Below are 21,119 nucleotides of genomic sequence, written 5' to 3'. Positions count from 1 at the left end.
TGTGTATAAGAGACAGCCCCTGCCCCCTGCCCCTCTGCCTCCTTTCGAGTCTTGAATCACAAAATGCTAGGGTAATGGAGTGATAGGGTGGAGAGGAAGACTTTTCATGCTTCACCCCTAACTCAAGCGCAAAAACCATGAATGTAGTAATTATCGGCTGTGGCGTGGTTGGGGCGGCGATCGCCTATGAACTCAGCCAAGTTAAAGGTTTAAACATCACCGTTTTCGAGCAAAAACAACCCGCACAAGGTTCTACCAGCGCTGCTCTCGGTGTTTTAATGGGCATAATTAGCAGTAAAACCAAGGGTATTGCTTGGCGAATGCGACAAAGTAGCATCCAACGCTATGGAACATTGATTCCTGAATTGGAAGGAATTACAGGGCGGAAAATCCCTTGTAATCGGCAAGGAATCGTGATGCTATTATCAGAAAACTTAGAGCGTCCCTTGGAAAGTGGCGTTGAAGTCCTTTCCGAATGGGAACAACTGCGAGAAATTCGCCAATCCCAAGGTTGGGAATTACAAGTTTGGGATCAAGAACAACTGCAAAAATATTGTCCCCAAATCAGTCATCCGCAAATTATTGGTGCTGTCTATTCTCCCCAAGACTTACAACTAAATGCCACAGCTTTAACTTTAGCTTTAGTAGATGCAGCCCAACGTAATGGCGTAAATTTCAAGTTTGGTGTGTCTGTGACCGGCACAGAAACGCCTCCTCCTCCTCCCCCAACACCTTTACACATCAAAAAAGGATTGGGAGAAGCGCGTAAATGTAATTTTATTGAAACTACAGAGGGCAAAGTTACCGCTGATTGGTTTATTATGTCTGCGGGTTTGGGTTCAACAGCCTTAACTGCACAATTAGATCAAATGGTAAATATCCGTCCAGTGCTGGGACAAGCTTTATATTTGAGCTTAGGACGCAGTTTAGGAAATCCCGATTTTCAACCTGTAATTACTGGTAATGATGTGCATATTGTACCAATGGGAAATGGTGATTATTGGGTGGGAGCAACCGTAGAATTTCCCAATCATGAAAATCAAATATCTGCAAGTCAGGAATTATTGGATATTGTCAGACAACAGGCGATCGCCTTCGCCCCAGAGTTAGCCGCAGCCAAGGTTCTCCGCACTTGGTCAGGGTTGCGCCCCCGTCCCGAAGGCAGACCAGCGCCAGTAATTGATAAACTACCGGGTTTTACAAATATACTCCTGGCTACGGGACACTACCGCAATGGGGTTTTACTCGCCCCAGCCACAGCCACAGCCATTCGGGAAATGATTTTACCTCAAGATTCTCGTTCCAATTGAAAAAAGTCTTGATTTGTAGGTTGGATTGAGGTTGAGGGACGTATCCCTGACGGGAGGCTCACCCAACAAATACCTTGGGTTGCGCTGTCGCTTAATCCAACCTACAAAAAATGGAGAAGGTATTGTTGTTAGGACTTATGTAATACGACTATAATAATGATTATCATTTTTACAGAGCTATTATGTCGTCTGAGAACTCGTCTACCAATCAAGCCTTACATCTGACTCAACGTCCCCGTCGTCTCCGTCGCACTGCAACCCTCCGAAAAATGGTGCGGGAAACGATTTTAACTGTAGATGATCTGATCTATCCGATGTTTGTCATGGAAGGTGAAAGCACAAAAATAGAAATTGTTTCCATGCCAGGATGTTATCGTTATTCTTTAGATTTACTCCTGGAAGAAATAGCCGCAGTGTCACAATTGGGTATTAATGCGATCGCACTATTCCCAGTTATTCCCGAAGAACAAAAAGACGACACAGCTACAGAAAGCTACAACCCAGAGGGATTGGTACAGGAAACCGTCAAAGCCATTAAAAACGCAGTTCCAGAAATCATCATTATTACTGATGTTGCTCTAGACCCCTTCACAACTCATGGACATGATGGTTTAGTTGATGAAAATGGCAAAATTCTCAATGATCAAACCATAGAAGTGTTAGTAAAAATGGCACTTTCCCAAGCAGAAGCCGGCGCGGATTTTGTTGCTCCTTCGGATATGATGGATGGTAGAATAGGCGCAATCCGTCAAGCTTTAGACGCTGAAGGTTATATCAATGTCGGGATTTTGGCATACTCAGCAAAATACGCCTCAGCCTACTATGGACCATTCCGGGACGCTTTAGATTCAGCCCCCAAATTTGGCGACAAAAAAACCTATCAAATGGACGCAGCTAACGCCAAAGAAGCTTTAAAAGAAATTGAATTGGATATTGCGGAAGGTGCAGATATCATTATGGTGAAACCAGCCTTAGCATATCTAGACATAATATGTCAAGTGAAATCAGCGACAAATTTACCAGTCGCCGCTTATAATGTTAGTGGCGAATACGCAATGATTAAAGCTGCGGCTCAACATGGTTGGATTGATGAGAAAAAGGTAATTTTAGAAACTTTAACCAGCATGAAGCGGGCTGGTGCTGATTTAATCTTGACTTATTTTGCTAAAGAAGTGGCACTGATGTTGATGTAATAGTTGCCAGTCCTTATCTCCCTATTATTTATTATGACTACAGTTCCTGCAAAAATTGACTTAGCAATTATTGGTGCTGGTCCTCATGCTCTTACCTTAGTTGCCCATTTGCTGCAAAAACGGCAAACAATGAAGGGTAAAATTGTAGTGTTTGATCCCAGTGGTACATGGATAAGTAACTGGAAACAGCAATTTGCGGCTTTGGAAATTCCTCATTTGCGCTCTCCTGCTGTTCATCATCCCCACCCCAACCCCTTCGCTTTAAGGAAATTTTCTGAATCTCGGTCTGAGGAACTATTTCCCCCCTATGATTTACCTGGAACGCGCCTATTTGAAGATTTTTGTGAGGATGTGATTACATCCTATCAGTTGCAGGAGCAGGTTATCCCTTTGGCTGTAAGTAGTGTTAAACCGTCATTTGATCATTTTCGTCCTCAATTCCAGCTATGGTTAGAAGATGGACAAATGGTAACTGCCCGGCGAGTTGTGTTGGCAACTGGTAGTGGTAAGATACATATCCCTGATTGGGTAAGTCAGATTCCTTCACCCTATCCAGAACATAAACTTTGCCATTCTCAAACTGTAGATTTACGTAAATTACAGTTAAAGTCTCAAAGAGTCTTAATTGTTGGTGGTGGTTTGACAAGTGGACATTTGGCTGTAGGTGCGATCGCTCATGGTGCAAAAGTCAATTTGATGATCCGAAGACAGTTATCAGAAAAACTATTTGATGCTGAACCGGGTTGGTTAGGACCAAAATATCTCAAAGGATTTTTTGAAGGAGATTGGGAACAACGGTGGATGATGATCCAGCAAGCTAGAAACGGTGGTTCTATGACACCAGCGATCGCCACCCAATTACGCAAAGAACATCATCGTGGTAATATTAGAATTGATGAAAACTGTCAAATAGTTAAAGCTGAATGGTTAAGTCATAATTGGCAGGTAGAATGTAGCGATGGTAATATATTCGAGTGTGATTATATTTGGTTAGCCACAGGTACTAAATTCGATGTCACCACTGAACCATTATTGCAGGATATCTTAACCGCTTATCCCATCCAAATTGTTAAAGGTTTGCCAGTTTTAGACAGCTATCTGCGTTGGCCTAGTTGTGAATTATTTATCATGGGTGGTTTAGCAGCTTTACAAGTTGGACCCACCGCCAGAAATTTATCCGGTGCAAGAATGGCTTGTGAAAAAATTGTCCCAGCGATCGTTAAGCCCAGTGTATCTTTTTCTCATAGTATCACTGAAGTCAAAGCCAGCTAAGAGGATGTTTGAAAAGTTTCCGGCAATTATGGGATTATTAAAGATGCCTCCGGCTTCCGTCAGAGATAAGCTCCTACACAAACCAAGTCCACACTATAGCTAACGCCACACTACGCTATCGGCAAGCTCAGTGACCACCTGCGTGGACTAATGAAAAATCAAAGGTTTGAAACCCACGCAGGTGGGTTTTGTCTGTATAGCCGCGACTTCTAGTCACCAAGGCAAGTAATAAATTAGACTTCAAAATATTTTCCCCAAAATTAGTAACATTCACACCTTTTTGCGTTATTATGATAACGATTCTCATTTTTGTTTGATATGGTCAGTTCAATAACCCAGTCTCAAGACACCTTGAACCTGCACGAAGACGACAAACTTACACGAATTCGGCACACCAGCGCCCATATCATGGCAATGGCGGTACAAAGACTATTTCCAGGGACTAAGGTAGCAATTGGCCCCGTCACAGAAATTGGATTCTACTACGATTTTGATTGTCCAGTCAGCATCACCCCTGATGACTTAGAAAAAATTGAAATCGAAATGCAACGGATAATCAAAGTGAACCTACCTATTATCCGGGAAGAGGTAGAACGAGCCGAAATTCGTGCCGAAATTGCCGAATTAAATGAACCTTACAAACTAGAAATCTTAGAGCGTATACCCGAATCAGAAATTATCACCCGCTACTTCATTGGTACTCCCGAAACTGGTAATTCAGAAACTTCATTGTTTGTCACAGATATTCAACCAGCGAATAACTATTGGTGGGATTTGTGTGCAGGTCCTCACATTAACTTTACTGGTGAAATTGATCCTCATGCCTTTAAATTATTAAATGTTGCTGGTGCTTATTGGCAAGGTGATGAAACTAAACCTCAGCTACAACGGATTTACGGGACAGCTTGGCAAACAAAAGCAGAATTAGAAAATTACCTCCAACTAAGAGAAGAAGCCCTCCGTCGAGATCATCGCAAGTTAGGTCAAGAACTTAACTTATTTAGTATTCAAGAAGAAGCCGGTGGTGGTTTAGTATTTTGGCATCCCAAAGGCGCAATTATTCGCTACATAATTGAAGATTATTGGCGCAAATCTCATCTAGAATCTGGTTATCAATTACTGTATACACCTCACATAGCCAATCTCAACCTATGGAAAACATCGGGTCATTTTGACTTTTATCAAGAAAGTATGTTTGACTCGATAGATGTGGAAAATCAGGCTTATCAAATTAAGCCCATGAATTGCCCTTTTCATGTTCTAACTTATAAACATCAACTTCATTCCTACCGAGAATTACCATTAAGATGGGCAGAATTAGGAACTGTTTATCGTTATGAACGATCTGGAGCATTACATGGTTTAATGCGAGTCAGAGGATTTACTCAAGATGATGCTCATATCTTCTGTTTACCTGACCAAATTGCTGATGAGATATTAGGAGTTTTAAATCTCACTGAGCAGATTTTATCAGATTTTGGTTTTAAAGAATATGAGGTCAATCTTTCTACCCGTCCTGATAAATCAGTCGGAACTGATGATGTTTGGGAATTAGCCACAACAGCACTAGAACAAGCTTTAAATACTAAAGGCTGGAATTATGTTGTTGATGCAGGTGGTGGAGCTTTCTATGGACCAAAGATAGACATTAAAATAAAAGATGCTATTGGTCGTTTGTGGCAATGTTCAACTATTCAGGTAGATTTTAATTTGCCAGAAAGGTTTGATATGGAATATATTGCTGCTGATGGTAGTCGGCAAAGACCAATTATGATTCATCGGGCTATTTTTGGTTCTTTGGAACGCTTTTTTGGCATTTTAATTGAGAACTATGCAGGGGATTTCCCCTTGTGGTTAGCACCTGTACAATTGCGGTTGTTACCTGTAAGTGATGACTTTCGAGAATATGCAAAATCAGTAGCAACAGACTTGAAAAAAGCCGGATTTAGGGTAGAAGTAGATAGCAGTGGTGAACGTTTAGGCAAACAAATTCGCATAGCACAATTAGAAAAAATTCCCGTTGTTGCTGTTGTTGGTAAGAAAGAAGTAGAAAGCAAAACTTTGAGTATTAGAAGTAGACAAGCTGGAGATTTAGGAGTTTTGACTTTAAGTGAACTTGTAGATCATTTACAAGTGATAAAACATTAAGATCAAAGAAGTCAGTAATCTTTTAAGAACACTGATTTAAACAGTCAACAAATAAAACCACTAGATTTTGATATGAATACCATCACTCTCGACACAACAAACATCATTCCTGAAATTCCCAAACAAGGAATGCCCGTAACTATTATTACCGGATTTTTAGGAAGTGGAAAAACCACACTTTTAAATCAAATTCTTCAGAACAAACAAGATTTAAAAGTCGCTGTCCTCGTTAATGAGTTTGGCGATATCAACATTGATAGTCAATTACTAATTTCTGTAGACCAAGATATGGTAGAACTTAGTAATGGCTGTATATGTTGTACAATTAATGATGGTTTAGTTGATGCTGTTTATCGAGTTTTAGAACGAGAAGAACGGATTGATTATCTAGTTATTGAAACCACAGGTGTAGCTGATCCCTTACCGATTATCTTAACTTTTTTTGGCACAGAACTCAGAGATCTAACCAATATAGATTCAATTCTCACAGTAGTAGATGCTGAAGCTTTTAACGAAGAACATTTTCAGAGTGAAGCAGCTTTAAAACAGATTACCTATGGAGATATTATTCTCCTCAATAAAACAGACCTTGTTACCCCAGAGAAAATTCAAGAAGTAGAAAATTTCATCCATGATATCAAGCATGGAGCGAAGATTTTACATACTCAATATGGTGAAGTTGCTTTACCTCTAATTTTAGATGTGGGTTTAACACCAAAAGATAAGTACATTGCTATTGATGACGAAGATACTCATAAACATGAACATCATCATGAACATGAGCATCATCATCATCACTCTGATCATTTAGACAATGATGGGTTTGTTTCCATTTCTTTCCAAAGTTATAAACCATTCGATGTGCATAAATTTGAGAATTTCCTAACCGAAGAAATGCCAGACAATGTATTTCGAGCTAAGGGTATTTTATGGTTTAGTGATAGTGAGTTACGTCATATCTTCCAACTGAGTGGACCTCGTTACACATTGAACGCTGACGAATGGCCTAATCAACCTAAAAACCAGGTAGTTTTTGTTGGCAGAAAACTGGATAATAATGAGATTTACACAAAACTTAACAAATGTTTGTTATAATTTAAAAGTGTTGATAAATTCTCTTTTTTTAGTTAGTAGTTATTCATAGATATTTAACTATTAACTTCCGTCATAACTCATTCTATTAAATTCAAATAATGACTTTATCCATTCGTCCAGAACTAACTGCTGCTGATGTAATTTCATCTTTATCTCATCAGCAACAACCAACCGTAACAGAAGCAGAGATGATGCAAGCTGTACGCACTTTACTGATTGGATTAGGAGAAAATCCAGACCGTGAGGGATTAAAGGATACTCCTAAAAGAGTTGTTAAAGCCTTAAAATTTCTGACCAATGGATATGATCAATCTGTAGATGAATTGCTAAATGGAGCAGTATTTACAGAAGATGCAAATGAAATGGTGTTAGTCAGGGATATTGATATTTTTAGTTCCTGCGAACACCACATATTACCAATCATTGGTCGCGCTCATGTTGCTTATATTCCTAATGGTAAGGTGATAGGTTTATCAAAAATTGCCCGCATTTGTGAAATGTATGCTCGACGTTTACAAGTGCAAGAAAGGCTGACTTTACAAATTGCTAATGCACTGCAAGGTTTACTCAAGCCTCAAGGAGTTGCAGTGGTAATTGAAGCAACTCATATGTGTATGGTGATGAGAGGAGTCCAAAAACCAGGTTCTTGGACTGTTACCAGCGCCATGCGTGGGGTGTTTTCTGAAGACGCACGGACTCGTGAAGAATTTATGAATTTGATTCGCCACAGTGCTAATTTTAAATAGGCTTTGTGTGATGTAGGGATAAGAGATTTTTTATCTCTACATTATATTGATATTTGAACGCAGATAAACGCAGATAAACGCAGATAAAAAGGGATAAGTTATCATGATTGGAAATTTGAAATTTAATGAGCAGGGGTTAATTCCGGCTATAGCTCAAGATTATCTTGATGGTACTGTTCTAATGATGGCTTGGATGAATGCAGAATCAATTCAAAAAACCCTGGCTACAGGTGAAGTTCATTATTGGAGTCGTTCCCGTTCTCAGTTGTGGCATAAGGGGGCAACATCTACACATATTCAAAAGGTAAAAGAGCTTTTTTATGATTGTGATGGTGATACAATTCTCATCAAAATTGAGCAAGTTGGTGATATTGCCTGTCATACTGGAGCAAGAAGTTGTTTTTTTAATTCTGTGGAAATTTTCTCTCGTAAATTATAATTTATATTGATTATGTCTTTACCCATGATTACTGTTGTTGCTGGATTATCCGGTGCGGGCAAAACTACCTGGATTTGTCAACAAATTCGAGATGTTCAATCTGTTAAAAAAGTCATTTATTTTTGTCCAGGAACTGGGAATGTTCCTATTGATAAAACTAAAATAGCTACTGAATTTCCTGAGTTGAGAATTTTTAGTGATGGTCAAGAAATTGAATTTCTTTATCAAATACCCACAGCAGATAGTGTTTATGTGGAATTGGGTGCTTATTTGGAATTAGACAGTGTATCAAAAATATTAGATCATCGCACTTACCACGCTATAGCAGTTATTCCTCCGGAGTTAAAAAATTCGGAATATGATAGTTGGGCAAATGAAATTATATATGGCGCACCTGCACCCATGATAATTGGAGAAAATTTATGGCGGGTAGCAACTACAGGTCAAGTTATTGATGAAAATAGTTTAGATGAATTTTGGTATGAAATAACTCACGGTGCTTATGGTATTGTTACCCGTGCTAAGGCAATTTTCGATGTTAATGATGGACTTTCTCTTTACTGTGATTTTGTCTCTGGTGTTCCCCAAATAGATTTTTTAGAATTAGACTTACCACGACATTTACAAGGTAGACCTCAGCGGTTTAGTGGCATAGAAATAGTAGGCAAGAATTTAGATAAAACAGCTTTAAAAGCAACATTATCGGATTGCTGTTTATCGGAATCCTTAATTTTTCAATATCAACAACAAGTACAACAAATTTTATTAGAAGGTCAACAAGTATGAAAATAGCTGTTATGTCATGTATTCATGGTAATTATGAAGCCTTAAATGCTGTATTATTAGATATTAACCAACAAAAAGCCGAGAAGATATTTTGTGTTGGTGATTTGGTAGGATATGGACCCCATCCTAATGCGGTAATTAACCAAATTCGCTCTTTAGATATTCCTACCTGTGCTGGTTGTTGGGATGAAGATATTGTGGAAGGATTGAATGCTTGCGATTGTAGTTATCCTTCATTATTAGCAGAAAAAAGAGGTTTTCAAGCTCATGAATGGACAAATAAGGAAATTCATCCAGAAAACCGCGAATTTTTAGCCAGTTTACCCTATAGTCTCCAGTGGCAAAATTTAGCTTTTGTTCATGGTAGTCCCCATAGTAATCATGAATATTTGTTACCTGAACTTGATGCTTTTGTGGCCTTAGAACGGGTACTTTCCACAGGTGCAGATGTGCTGTTTTGTGGACATACTCATGTTCCCTATAGTCGTAATCTTGATGCTGGTGAGTTACAAGTTCAAGTTGCTAATCAAGCAGCATCACGGAAAATTAGCTTTTCATCTGCGCTGAAGAAGATTGTTAATGTTGGTTCTGTTGGAGAACCTCGACATGGACGACCAAATGCAACTTATGTAATTTATGAAACTGATACTCAAGGGGTGACTTTGCGGGAAGTGACCTATGATTATCAAAAAACCTGTGCAGCAATTATAGAGAAGGGATTACCAGAAATCTTTGCTTGGCGTTTAGCGCATGGTTTGGAGTATGCTGAACGCGCAGATGATCCAACTCATGTTTGTACTAGATAAAATAACTAGGATTTAGGCAATGTAAAACCTGCCATCATATGAATAAACGAAATTGCGTCGTTTTCAGTTTTGGGAATAACTGATTGAGTAGGTGCGTCAGATAGAGAAAATCTGTTTTTTGTGAAATTATCGGGTCTGACGCACCCTACAACAGATAAAATCCACATTTCATATTTGGTGAACTTCCTCAATGCGTAAGTCCTAATAACTAATCCAAAATCTAAAATCTAAAATCTAAAATTGATTATGTGGGCAATTTTAAGCGGAATTGAAGGAAATTTAGCAGCTTATGAGGCTGTGATAGCTGATATTAAGCCGAGAAATCGTTATTTAGAGGCATTGTATATCATCGGTGATTTAGTTGGACCGCGACGGGAATGTGAACAGCTAGTGGCAAGGGTGAAATCACCTCGTCGGGGTGAATTAGAACCAATGATTTGCAAGGGATGGTGGGAAGAACAGTGTTTGATTTTACATGGTTTGGGTCCGACTGGAGACGCACCGGAATTGCTGGCAAAATATGGGGGTGATACGGTGCAGATGTTGTGGGATTGTGTTTCCCGTCAGACTGTACAATGGTTGCGATCGCTCGATTTTGGTTTCTTTGAATTAGATTGTTTATTAATACATGGTTCGACAATGGGGGTAAATGATGAATTGACCCCGGATACTCCTCCTATTCAAATGTTAGATAGATTGTCAAGAATGCAAGCAAATAATCTATTTTGCGGTCGTTCTGGGTTAACTTTTCAGTATCAGTTACAAGCAGGATCTATTACCAGTGAAATCATTACTCTTGATCATCAATTTTCCCCACAAACAGTCACAGTTACCCCTCGTCAAGTGATTGGGGTCGGAAATGTGGGACGGATACCAGGACAAGCAACCTATACTCTCTACAATCCTGGTACAAATCAGGTAAAGTTTAAAACTGTATTTTATGGACAGAGTAAGGGTTTTCAAATACACCCGCAGAGCAAAACCTGATAAGCTGTTACCAAGGTAATTTTAAGTAGGTGGGCTTGGGAGAATCAAAATATATTTCGTTTTGTGAAATGGCTAAAACTCAACCACAATAACGCATTGAGGTGAATTTACATATCGTTACACATTTTGGTTATTTTACATCCACTTACTTAACTGCTGTTTTGGGGGATTCGTTAGCAAATTTGTCTATATTATCAGCAGTTACACAAAATAATAATATTTGACCACAGATAAATTAGTGTTGTTTCACCAAAAATTATAATTAATCCCCTAGAAATGCAACAGATTAATTGTCTTGAATAACTTAAAAAAATGTATTCATGGTCACAAAATTCCCAGAATTGTGAGGGGATCATGATATAAATTGCTGACTATTCATAAAAACTTATATCAATCACGACTGCCATATATATATCTTACGAAAATGACTGATCAGGAATTCTGATTAAAAAATATTGCAATAACTTGATTTAGTTGCTAGTGTGTGTGGGTACGACAGCACTGGTGAATGCTCGGATTATTTAAAAGAGGTGAAATCAATGAGCTTTATCCATCCTGCCAAAAGTCTTTTATGTTGATTATTCCCATGCTGACAACCAGGAATTTCTACTTTCGATAAGCAATAAAGGGGTATTGCAAATGAGCAGAAAAAGTAGCTTCCATCTTGTCACTGCATGGAGATTTGATTTTTGTGTACTGTTCATTAATTGTCTTACCTATTGATTGCCAAGAACGCAACAGGAAGACGAAGAATGAAGAATTTAGAGGTGAAACCCGATGAAGATTCAAGGAAAAGTTGCACTCATTACCGGAGCTTCTCGTGGCATTGGTAAAGCGATCGCCCTAGAATTAGCCAAACAAGGCATGAAAAGGTTAATATTGGTAGCACGCGATCGCCAAAAGTTAGCCGAAGTAGCGGCAGAAATTGAAGCTTTAGGCGTAGAAACTACAATCATGGCTTTGGACTTAACCCACTCCATCAACGTTAACATAGCCGTAGCTCAACTTTGGCGCAGTTATGGACCAATTCATCTCCTCGTAAATTGTGCCGGAGTCGCACATCAAAACTCGTTTCTGCAATCAAAACTTCCCCAACTGCAAGAAGAACTCTCCGTCAATTTGTTGGGAATGTACACCCTCACCAGCTTGATAGCCAAACGCATGGTTAGTCAAAAAAAGGGAATCATTGTCAATGTCTCCAGTTTAATGGGGAAAGTTGCCGCCCCAACAATGGCCACATATTCCGCCACTAAATTTGCCATTGTCGGATTTACCCAAGCCTTACGTCAAGAACTCGCCCAACACAATATTCGCGTTATCGCCCTACTCCCTTCCCTCACCGAAACAGACATGGTGCGTGACTTGCAATCATTTCGGGGAGTAATTCCCATGACACCCGAACAAGTCGCTCAAGCGCTCGTCATCGGCATAGAAAACGATACCGCAGAAATCCTAGTTGGCTGGCAATCTCACTTAGCCGTATTATGTCAACGTCTTGCCCCTTGGTTACTAGCAATCATCATGCAACTAGCAACACCCAAAAAACCATTACCTGATGCTGCGGGATAAGGTTCAATCTAGTTAAGTTTTGTTTCGCGCAAAGAGGCAAAGGCACAAACTGTTTTTTGTGTCTTTGTGTAAACTAACGTGAATTCGATGAACCTCACCCCAACCCCTCTCCGACACGGAGAGGGGCATATTAGTTTGTTTCTAACATTATAAAACCATAGTCTTAAGCCTCTCCCCGTTGCGGGGAGAGGTTTGGAGAGGGGTCGAATTATTTTCGTCGAACTCACGTTAAACTAAAGTTAAAAAATGGTAGGTTGGGTTAAGCAAAAGCGCAACCCAACTAAAAATTTGATAATGTTGATTTTTAGGCTTAACTAAACTTTATTACCCCATATAGGAATAATATTTGATTTATGAAACAATACGTAGGGTGCGTCAGACTACATAAATTCTATCAATAAACAGATTTGTCATATCTGACGTGGTTGGTGAGCAGTTCGACAGGCTCACTGTAACACTTGCCGAACCACACCCTACAAATACTTGGATTTTTTCAAAATTCAAATATCAGTCCTATAAATGATGATGAGAACCAAGGAGAATAATATATGCCAGTAAGACAAGAAATTTTTGATGTTGATGCAGATTTAATAACACATCAAATATGAGTAAGCTAACATCAATGGTAAAGCAATAAAAGGATCTAAATATCATGACTATTGCACAAGAAACACACTACTACTCACCTGAAGAATACCTAGAATTTGAGGTAAATTCAGAACTGCGTCACGAATATATTGATGGATTAATTATACCAATGACAGGCGGAACACCAAATCATAACCAAATTACTGGCAACTTTTACGCTGTGCTAAATTTTGCTCTTAAACGTCAACCCTATCAAGTCTTTGTTACAGATCAAAGACTTTGGATTCCTAAACGACGGATTCATACTTATCCTGATGTAATGATTGTTCAAACTCCCCTAGTATTTGAAGAAGGAAGAAATGACACTATTACTAACCCGGTTATGATTGCTGAAGTGTTATCAAAATCTACCAAAGGTTATGATAGAGATGAAAAGTTTGCAGCTTATCGGACTATTGCTAGTTTTCAAGAATATATTTTAATTGACCAATACACAATTCACGTTGAACAATATGTAAAAACTGATAATAGAAAATGGATGTTTTTAGAATATGAAGATATTAATGATACTTTAAATTTAACTTCTGTTTCTTGTCAAATTTCTCTTGCGGATATTTATGACAAGGTAGATTTTACCAGTACAGAATCTTAATTATTTGTCTGAATCAGGATGTCCAGGATTTTGATTTGATTTGTGGTGTACTAATATTTTAATTTGTCTGAATCAGGATATCCAGGATTTAAGGATTTACAGGATGTTGTTTGAAAGTATCATGTTTTGATTTTTGGGCGTTGCTGATTAAGGGTATGAATTTTAGTCTCACGCAAAGGCGCAAAGACGCAAAGGTAAGATTTTTAAAGGTTCAATTTGGAAATTTCATACCTCGATTCAGCAACGCCGATTTTTGATTGTCCATCTTTATCTGTGTTCATCTGCGTTTATCTGCGTACCCTTCGGGAAGCAAGCTACAATTATTCTTGATATTACTGTTAGATTACTAATTTTTTTAAACGTTCGCGGAGCGTGGCGTTAGCCATACCACAGAGACACAGAGGACACAGAGAAAAAATATCGGTTATCTTTGTGTGGGAAGGGAGTAATTTTCTCGTTCCTCTAATTAATTATCTCAGAATTGGGGCAGCTTTTATCAGAAAATAAAATCCTGTAAATCCTCAAATCCTGGATATCCTGATTCTGACTTAATAATTTTGGCGTTGCTGATTTGAGGTATGAAGTTCTACATACAACGAAAGCGATTGATCTGATACTTGAATAAATATGGATTCTAAGCCATAATAAATTCATGACATGGGAAATTTTATTTCATGACGAATTTCTACCTGAATTTTCTGAACTAACAACAGAAGTACCCCGAAGAACTTCTTGCACACACAAAATTACTAGAATCCGCCGGTCCACTCCTACGTAGACCTCATGCTGATACACTTAAAGGTTCTCGACATAAAAATATGAAAGAACTGCGTTTTTATGCGGACGATGGTGTGTGGCGAATAGCTTTTGCTTTTGATCCAAAAAAGAAAGCAATATTACTTGTAGCTGGTAATAAAGCTGGAACAAGTGAAAAAAGATTTTACAAACAATTAATTACAAAAGCAGATAAAAGATTTGACTCCCATCTTCAGGAATTAAAAGACAAAGGAGAATAAAAATATGGCGACAAAATTAAGTGATATCATGGCACAATTACCACCGGAACAGCGGGCAAAAATTGAAGCCCGCGCCCAAGAACTGATTTTGGAAAATATGACTCTTCAAGATATGAGAAAAGCCAGAAAATTAACTCAAGAATCTATGGCAGAATTATTAGGAATCCGTCAAGATAGTGTTTCTAGATTAGAAAAACGGGCGGATCTTTTACTCTCTACATTACGTAGTTATGTAAAAGCAATGGGAGGAGATTTAAAACTTGTGGCAGAATTTCCTGATAGACCTTCTGTGATTATTTCCGCATTAGGAGAATTAGAAGATGAAGATTCCATACCGGAATAATCGTCTTGTCAAGTCTTAAAATATAAAATTGCTCAAAAAAGTAGAGAGATTCAGATCCCCGACTTCTTTGATTAATCTTTTCATTCACGCAATTAATTATGTTTAGAAGTCGGGGATCTTTGACCACAAACAAACATCCTGTAAATCCTTTAATCCTGGATATCCTGATTCTGACAAAATTCAGATCCCCGACTTCTGTTGTTAATCTTCTCATTTAATACAAATGGTGCTTTTATGTCAACTCAACTTACGAATTATTAACAGAATACTCAAACAAACATGGGTTATATATACGTTTAGAAGCGTCTATTATTTCAATTCCTACAATATTTCCAGCGTCGTCATAATCTAAAATGATTCCTGGTTTTTCTTCATCACTTTCTTCAATTGGTATATTGCTGAATATAATTCTTAAAACATCAACTTCTGCATCTTAGGTGATTTTTATGATTCTCTCCAGTATTTCTCAATTTTGCATTTGTCTGAATCAGGATGTCCAGGATTTTAGGATTTACAGGATGTTGTTTGAAAATCTCGTGTTTTGAATTTTGATTGTCCATTTTTATCTGTGTTTATCTGCGTTTATCTGCGTACCCTTCGGGAAGCAAGCTACAATTATTCTTGATATTACTGTTAGATTACCATTATTTATTTAACCATTGATTTATTTGAATTAGCAAGATGATAGATAGTTTACTAATTCTAGGAACTCTTCGGTTCTTTCAATCAGTAGTTTTGCATCTTCAGCAGTTAAACGTTCAGAACGATCATAATCTCCCTTTAAACGTATCTGTTCTGCATCAATTAGATAACGGTGAAATTTGGGATCAATTTTACTAGTTCTGGCAAAAAGTTCGCCAAACTTACTAATTACAGCAGAGTGTTTGCTAAAACTAAGATTTTCACTTACTAGGAATGCTTCAGCTATATAAAACATGGCATAATAAGCACGAGAAGCAGCAAAATCAGGTAGATTTTCACCAGCTAAATTTTAGCTGCACGCAGACTATATTGAGCTTTTTGCACTAGAAACTCTTGTTCTTTGTTCATAGAAATAAATACCTTCTTTTTTGATATTTTGGATTAGCATTGTTTGTTCTTTTTCAAAACGACTGAGGGAGTAAAACAGGTTAGAAATTACTACACTATATTTTAAACAAAGGGGACTAAGAAAAAAGCCAATTTTTTCAATTTCTTTGGTTGCTTGCACTAAATCCTTCAGTATAACTAATACATCAAAATCTGAATCAGGAGTAGCATCACCACGCGCTTGAGAACCAAAAAGAATCACTGCAATTAGTTGATCTTGGTATGTTTCAAGCAAGTTATTACACAATTCCTGCATAATTTCTTCTAGTTTTGGGTGTCTCATCGTTTAGTAATATTTTCTACTTGGAGATATAGCATTTTTTGTCAGAATCAGGATTTTAGGATTTACGGGATGTTGATTTTATTTGTGCTGTACTAATATTTTAATTTGTCAGAATCAGGATGTCCAGAATTTTAGGATTTACAGGATGTTGTTTGAAAGTTTCATGTTTTGATTTTTGATTGTCCATCTTTATCTGTGTTTATCTGCGTTCAATTATTCTTGATATTACTGTTAGATTACTAATTTTTTTTAAACGAACCACAGAGACACAGAGGACACAGAGAAAAAATATCAGTTATCTTTGTGTGGGAAGGGAGTAATTTTCTCGTTCATCTAATTAATTATGTCAGAATTGGGGAAGCTTTCATCAGAAAATAAAATCCTGTAAATCCTTTAATCCTGGATATCCTGATTCTGACTTAATAATTTTCTGTAACCCTTAAATGTTACAGTTTACAAGTCTCGACGCGAGAGAAAAATCTCCCGCCCATTCGCCACTCCGCTTCGCTGCCCACGTCATGACGAAAACCTTTCCAAAACAATATCGACAAAAACGGGTAGGTACTCAAAGTAATATAATAGTAGTTGTAGTACAACCAGTCGCCCTGTCCCCTCCATCCCACCTTGTCCACGAACTTATCCCATATTTCCCTATTATATTCTTTCGTTCCACCCAAACTTTGATAAATTCGTTTCTGGACAGAAAAACCAAACTTACCATCACTGTATTTTACCCACAATTGGTCAATGGTGCGGAGGTCTGCACAGGGAAAATTATCAATACTTTTTTCATCTAACCAACCAACCTTTTCCCGTTTCGCAACTGCTAACATTACCCGTCTTGTTTCGTCGTTTGCTTCCTTCCATTTCCCTTGTGCGAGGTAGTCACGCAGTTTCCTGTAGTTCATTCCTACATCTGATTTTAATTGTGCATTATCGAATATTATTAACGCTTCTTTTACCTTTGCTTCTGTACGAAGTGTTAATAAACCATAAGCAGTATTTTGGACATCTTCACAGTCATCATTTAAAGACTGAATAACTAAATCTAACCCACTTTCTCCATAATTCAAAGCCTGTTTGAGTGACACTATTCTCACTTGGGGGTTAGGATTACTCAATCCTAATTTTACCCCTTCAATCCCACCTAAAACTGCTGCAAACTCTGAGGTTTGATGTTGACCACCCAGTACAGCATCGTATTTTCCCGGTTGTTGTGAATGATTTGTCATTGGTATAGATTACCCTACTAATTGAAATAAAAAAAGACATCAAATCAAACCATCAATTTATCAATAACATCCTGTAAATCCTCAAATCCTGGTTATCCTGATTCTGACTTAATAATTTTCTGTAACCTTTCACTAATATTACAGTTTACAAGTCTCGATACGAGAGAAGAGACCCCAAAAAGTCGAATAGGGAATTCCATAACCGAAATGTGGGATAGGGAACAGAGTAGTATAAGGTAAGTGTCCTTTGGGTGCTGTATCAGGGTAGGATAAAAATACTCCAATAAAAGCTGCTTCTCTCATCCATCCTACCTTGTCGGCGAATTTCTTCCAGGCTTCCTCGTAATACTTGCCGTCAGCTATGCCACCGACGCTCAAGTAAATTTCCTTTTGGACACTAAAGCCAAATTTACCATTGCTATATTTTACCCATAGTTTGTCAATTGTGCGAAGATCAGTACAAGGAAAGTTTAATAGTTCTTTGTCTCTAATCAAGTCGTCTTTTTCATGGCCTACAGCCTTTAACATTACCAGATAGGTTTCATAGTCTGCTTGCTTCCAGTTCCGTGCTGCTAGTAAGTCACGCAGTTTGGTGTAGTTGATTCCTACTTCTGATTTTAATTGTATTTCTTGCTCGTTTTCAATATTAACCAAACCCAAATTTTCCCGAAACTTCAATACTGTCTGAGTCCGGTTTTCCGGTTCTAATTCCATACCCTCCAAAATAGCATCATTCACCCTCTGACTAAGACTTTGATTATAAACTTTTGGTTTTACTAAAAAGTCAAAAGTTTTAATCTGTTCACGTTTGTATGCGGGTGCTGGAGTAGATTTTGAGTCTCGTTTAAGTCCATCAGCAGTGAGAAGATAATATAAAGTTGCAGCCAAAGCGTAAACATCGGTATGGGGTCCAAAATTGCCTTTATCCCGATATTGTTCAATAGGTGCATAACCTTCTGTTAATGAGATAGTCATGCTTGTCTTAGCCATACTGCGAGTTGAACCAAAATCAATTAAAACGGCTTCTTGTTCATTTTGGCGTAAGAGAATATTTTCGGGTTTAATGTCGCGGTGTAAACTTCCTTTGGCGTGAATATATTCTAAAGCCTGACTAATTTGATTTATATATAGTAGTGCTTCACTTTCGGCAAGTTGTCCTTTATTTTCGACATACTTAAATAAAGTTACCCCATCAATATATTCCATCACCACGCCAACCAATCTAAATTTCTCTTCCTCAATTACTTTTACTTCTTCGATAACTTCATGGACTTTGACAATGTGTTTATGATCAAAACTTGCTATTTTTAAAGCTTCGTTAATAAACTTAACTTGTTGGTCCGCAAAGTCATCTCCCAATTGCATTTGCTGATTGAGAGTTTTAATGGCGTATAATTTACCCGTCTTGGGTTCTAAAGCTTTGTAGGTAATACCAAAACCACCACTACCCAAGGGTTTACCTTGAATAATAAATCTATCTTTGTTGATTGGTTGCCCTGGATGCCAAATTATCATCGGTTGAGGAATATATAAAGATAATTATTTTTATAGTGACTCATTTTACCATCTCACCACCCTCAAAAACATACCCCACACCTCAGACAATATTATTAAGTGAAATTTGAAACCACCAATTTATCTTTTTTTCTCCGGTAAATTACGAGGGGGGATCATTCTCCCCTCATAAAACTCCCTTTCCAACTGACTTAATTTCCACCATCCTGCACCGAACAACAGAGGAACAAATGTTTCCACCATCACTAATAAAATTGATTTTGTCTCCCCCAAAAAAGCCAATAAAGGACTACTAGCTAAAGCCAGAATAGTAAGAACACCACACCAGAATTTTAACTGTTGAACTCTTTTTAAAGCCTGACGACAACTAGCACATTTTTCTGTATGGGAATGATATCTTTCTAGCAATCCTTCCTTATTCAATAAAAGTAGTGGTAAAGATTCCCCTGGAAATGTTTCCCCCTGAAATTGATTTACCCATTTACGTAACTCAGCCACAAAGGTATCTGCTTTTGTCGCCAGATAAAAGGCTTTATTAAAATTAGCACTACCACCTTTATCCGCTAAATAACGTTCTTGATAATGGAGAAAAATTTGATCATCTTCCAAAACGCCATTTTGTCCAATATGGACATACCAACGAGGGCGAATTTTAATAAAAAATCCTGGAATTTGAGACTTGAACTTAAAAGGAAACCGGGCAATTATCCGACATTCACCTTTGCGAATGGGGACAGCATAAACAACGGTTAAAATTCTGCCTTTCTCAGCATTAATGTCATGCCACATCAAACCAGGGGCAATAAATGTTGTGGAAAGTTTTCCCGATTGTCCCGCTTTTAAACCTTGTTTCCAAATCCCTGCAAAACCATATTTCCCAGATTCAACTATTTCTAATTCTAAAGGTGCAGCATTGGCACGATTTCCCACTGTACGATGATGGGTAAAGGCAATATGACTAGGATCAAGGATATTTTCTAATAATGTTAAAGCATCATAAGGAACATCTCGAAAAGTGTTCATAATTACCCATCCTTCCGGCACTGCTTCTATGGGTTCAATTACAGGAACTTTCGTATTTGCAGCATTTTCTGAATTACCAGCATAGACAAATAATAATCCTTGTCTTTCTGTTGTTGGTAAAGATGGTACGCAAGCCCTGGGAGAGGTTTCTGCTTTTGCACCTGCAACCTGTTGGGGAATTTTTTGACAACTTCCATCTCCAGCAAATGACCAACCATGATAAGGACATTCTAACAATCCATCTTCATTAATTCTGCCTTCAGAAAGAGGTGCAAGACGGTGAGGACATTGATCTATAAATACTTGCCAAGATAAGTTTTTCTGATCCCACCAAATCACAATATCTTTACCCAAAAGAGTGAAAGGTGTGGGTTTGGATTTGTCTAAATCTTGAAGGTAGTGAACTGGATACCATGCTTCTGCTAATTCAAAAGCATCTGGATTACTCCCTCCAGGTAATATTTCTGTTAAAGAATTCTCGTTGATAAAAAATTGTGTTTGCACCATTTTCTGTATTGATTAATTTTCAATAACTTTTAATTGAACATTCTAGCAAGAACCATCCCTAATTGCACACTGATAATTCCCAAGATTGTACTACCTGAAAAATAACCAGCAGCAGCTAACCAATTACCACGTTGTAATAAGCCAACTGTATCTAAACCAAAAGTAGAAAAAGTAGTATATGCACCTAAAAATCCTGTAGCGACAATTAACTTAATTTCTGGGGAAATCAGCACTGTTTTTTCCATAGCTAAAGTTGCGAAAAACCCCATTGCTAAACAACCGCTAATATTAATAAAAAAAGTTCCATAGGGAAAATTTAAACCAAAGCGGTTCGTAACCCACAATGTTAAATAATAGCGACTTAAAGCCCCAGCTATTGCCCCTAAACTAATAGCAATGGGAACACGAATTTCTGCCTGTTGTAACATTATCAATCTTTTCTTGAATTAACCCATACTATTATGTACTTTAATTATATACATCATAGCCCCCTCCTCGCTTGCGGGGAGGGGGTTGGGGG

Annotated in this window: 20 protein-coding genes and 2 pseudogenes; 14 read left to right on the top strand and 8 right to left on the bottom strand. The window is 37.9% G+C overall.

Features of this window, described 5'->3' with window-relative positions; all coding sequences use genetic code 11:
- The first annotated feature begins 137 nt into the window (after positions 1-137).
- From IQ228_RS04785 to IQ228_RS04775, 3 genes are all read left to right on the top strand, one after another.
- Complete coding sequence (locus IQ228_RS04785; RefSeq protein WP_168465507.1) at positions 138-1,310, top strand: FAD-binding oxidoreductase; 1,173 nt, start codon at positions 138-140, stop codon at positions 1,308-1,310.
- 182 nt (positions 1,311-1,492) lie between these two features.
- Positions 1,493-2,503, top strand: a complete 1,011-nt coding sequence (hemB, locus tag IQ228_RS04780) for a porphobilinogen synthase (RefSeq protein ID WP_039202298.1) — start codon at positions 1,493-1,495, stop codon at positions 2,501-2,503.
- A gap of 33 nt (positions 2,504-2,536) precedes the next feature.
- Positions 2,537-3,775: an FAD/NAD(P)-binding protein gene (locus tag IQ228_RS04775; protein WP_190382544.1), complete on the top strand. Its 1,239-nt coding sequence runs from the start codon at positions 2,537-2,539 to the stop codon at positions 3,773-3,775.
- A gap of 127 nt (positions 3,776-3,902) precedes the next feature.
- Here IQ228_RS04775 and IQ228_RS04770 read toward each other — a convergent pair whose 3' ends face one another.
- The gene (locus IQ228_RS04770) at positions 3,903-4,082 is read right to left on the bottom strand and encodes a hypothetical protein (RefSeq protein ID WP_035082542.1); all 180 of its coding nucleotides are present in this window, start codon (positions 4,080-4,082) and stop codon (positions 3,903-3,905) included.
- A gap of 11 nt (positions 4,083-4,093) precedes the next feature.
- Between IQ228_RS04770 and thrS the strand changes: the two genes are divergently transcribed.
- The 11 genes and pseudogenes from thrS (at position 4,094) to IQ228_RS04715 (ending at position 14,950) form a co-directional block, all read left to right on the top strand.
- Positions 4,094-5,923 carry a threonine--tRNA ligase gene (thrS, locus tag IQ228_RS04765; RefSeq protein ID WP_193962292.1) on the top strand — a complete coding sequence of 610 codons (1,830 nt, stop codon included), beginning with the start codon at positions 4,094-4,096 and terminating at the stop codon, positions 5,921-5,923.
- Between the two features lie 72 nt (positions 5,924-5,995).
- Positions 5,996-7,018: a GTP-binding protein gene (locus IQ228_RS04760; protein WP_193962291.1), complete on the top strand. Its 1,023-nt coding sequence runs from the start codon at positions 5,996-5,998 to the stop codon at positions 7,016-7,018.
- Positions 7,019-7,116: 98 nt separating this feature from the next.
- Complete coding sequence (gene folE, locus IQ228_RS04755; RefSeq protein WP_039202293.1) at positions 7,117-7,764, top strand: GTP cyclohydrolase I FolE; 648 nt, start codon at positions 7,117-7,119, stop codon at positions 7,762-7,764.
- Between the two features lie 103 nt (positions 7,765-7,867).
- The gene (gene hisI / locus IQ228_RS04750) at positions 7,868-8,203 is read left to right on the top strand and encodes a phosphoribosyl-AMP cyclohydrolase (RefSeq protein WP_193962290.1); all 336 of its coding nucleotides are present in this window, start codon (positions 7,868-7,870) and stop codon (positions 8,201-8,203) included.
- 12 nt (positions 8,204-8,215) lie between these two features.
- A complete protein-coding gene (locus IQ228_RS04745) occupies positions 8,216-8,989 on the top strand; it encodes a GTP-binding protein (protein WP_193962289.1) in 774 nt (257 codons plus the stop codon).
- The gene (locus IQ228_RS04740) at positions 8,986-9,795 is read left to right on the top strand and encodes a metallophosphoesterase (RefSeq protein ID WP_053540822.1); all 810 of its coding nucleotides are present in this window, start codon (positions 8,986-8,988) and stop codon (positions 9,793-9,795) included. Before IQ228_RS04745 ends, IQ228_RS04740 begins: the two co-directional genes overlap by 4 nt.
- 240 nt (positions 9,796-10,035) lie before the next feature.
- Complete coding sequence (locus IQ228_RS04735) at positions 10,036-10,782, top strand: metallophosphatase (protein WP_193962288.1); 747 nt, start codon at positions 10,036-10,038, stop codon at positions 10,780-10,782.
- Positions 10,783-11,559: 777 nt separating this feature from the next.
- On the top strand, positions 11,560-12,351 hold the full coding sequence (locus IQ228_RS04730) for an SDR family oxidoreductase (protein WP_193962287.1): 792 nt from the start codon (positions 11,560-11,562) through the stop codon (positions 12,349-12,351).
- Positions 12,352-13,003: 652 nt separating this feature from the next.
- Entirely contained in the window at positions 13,004-13,591 is a 588-nt protein-coding gene (locus IQ228_RS04725; RefSeq protein ID WP_193962286.1) for a Uma2 family endonuclease, read from the top strand.
- 782 nt (positions 13,592-14,373) lie between these two features.
- A pseudogene (locus tag IQ228_RS27340) lies at positions 14,374-14,607 on the top strand (type II toxin-antitoxin system RelE/ParE family toxin); the annotation flags it as partial.
- Between the two features lie 4 nt (positions 14,608-14,611).
- On the top strand, positions 14,612-14,950 hold the full coding sequence (locus IQ228_RS04715) for an XRE family transcriptional regulator (protein ID WP_039202282.1): 339 nt from the start codon (positions 14,612-14,614) through the stop codon (positions 14,948-14,950).
- 247 nt (positions 14,951-15,197) lie between these two features.
- On the opposite strand, the pseudogene IQ228_RS04710 reads toward IQ228_RS04715, so the two are convergent.
- The 7 genes and pseudogenes from IQ228_RS04710 to crcB form a co-directional block, all read right to left on the bottom strand.
- Positions 15,198-15,371 (bottom strand): annotated as a pseudogene (locus IQ228_RS04710) (DUF2283 domain-containing protein); the annotation flags it as partial.
- Positions 15,372-15,623: 252 nt separating this feature from the next.
- On the bottom strand, positions 15,624-15,887 hold the full coding sequence (locus IQ228_RS04705) for a HEPN domain-containing protein (protein ID WP_053540818.1): 264 nt from the start codon (positions 15,885-15,887) through the stop codon (positions 15,624-15,626).
- Positions 15,888-15,956: 69 nt separating this feature from the next.
- Positions 15,957-16,322, bottom strand: a complete 366-nt coding sequence (locus IQ228_RS04700; RefSeq protein ID WP_027403150.1) for a nucleotidyltransferase domain-containing protein — start codon at positions 16,320-16,322, stop codon at positions 15,957-15,959.
- 446 nt (positions 16,323-16,768) lie between these two features.
- Complete coding sequence (locus IQ228_RS27335) at positions 16,769-17,554, bottom strand: GUN4 domain-containing protein (RefSeq protein ID WP_193962285.1); 786 nt, start codon at positions 17,552-17,554, stop codon at positions 16,769-16,771.
- 138 nt (positions 17,555-17,692) lie between these two features.
- Entirely contained in the window at positions 17,693-19,069 is a 1,377-nt protein-coding gene (locus IQ228_RS04690; protein WP_193962284.1) for a serine/threonine-protein kinase, read from the bottom strand.
- A 120-nt stretch (positions 19,070-19,189) separates the two neighbouring features.
- Complete coding sequence (locus tag IQ228_RS04685) at positions 19,190-20,599, bottom strand: Rieske 2Fe-2S domain-containing protein (protein WP_193962283.1); 1,410 nt, start codon at positions 20,597-20,599, stop codon at positions 19,190-19,192.
- A 29-nt stretch (positions 20,600-20,628) separates the two neighbouring features.
- Positions 20,629-21,027, bottom strand: a complete 399-nt coding sequence (crcB, locus tag IQ228_RS04680; protein ID WP_193962282.1) for a fluoride efflux transporter CrcB — start codon at positions 21,025-21,027, stop codon at positions 20,629-20,631.
- Between the last annotated feature and the right edge of the window lie 92 nt (positions 21,028-21,119).

The organism is Dolichospermum sp. LEGE 00246 (assembly GCF_015207865.1).
Taxonomy (GTDB): Bacteria; Cyanobacteriota; Cyanobacteriia; order Cyanobacteriales; family Nostocaceae; genus Dolichospermum; species Dolichospermum heterosporum.
Note: the sequence above shows the minus strand (reverse complement) of the source record. Positions and strands in the feature narration are given on the sequence as shown.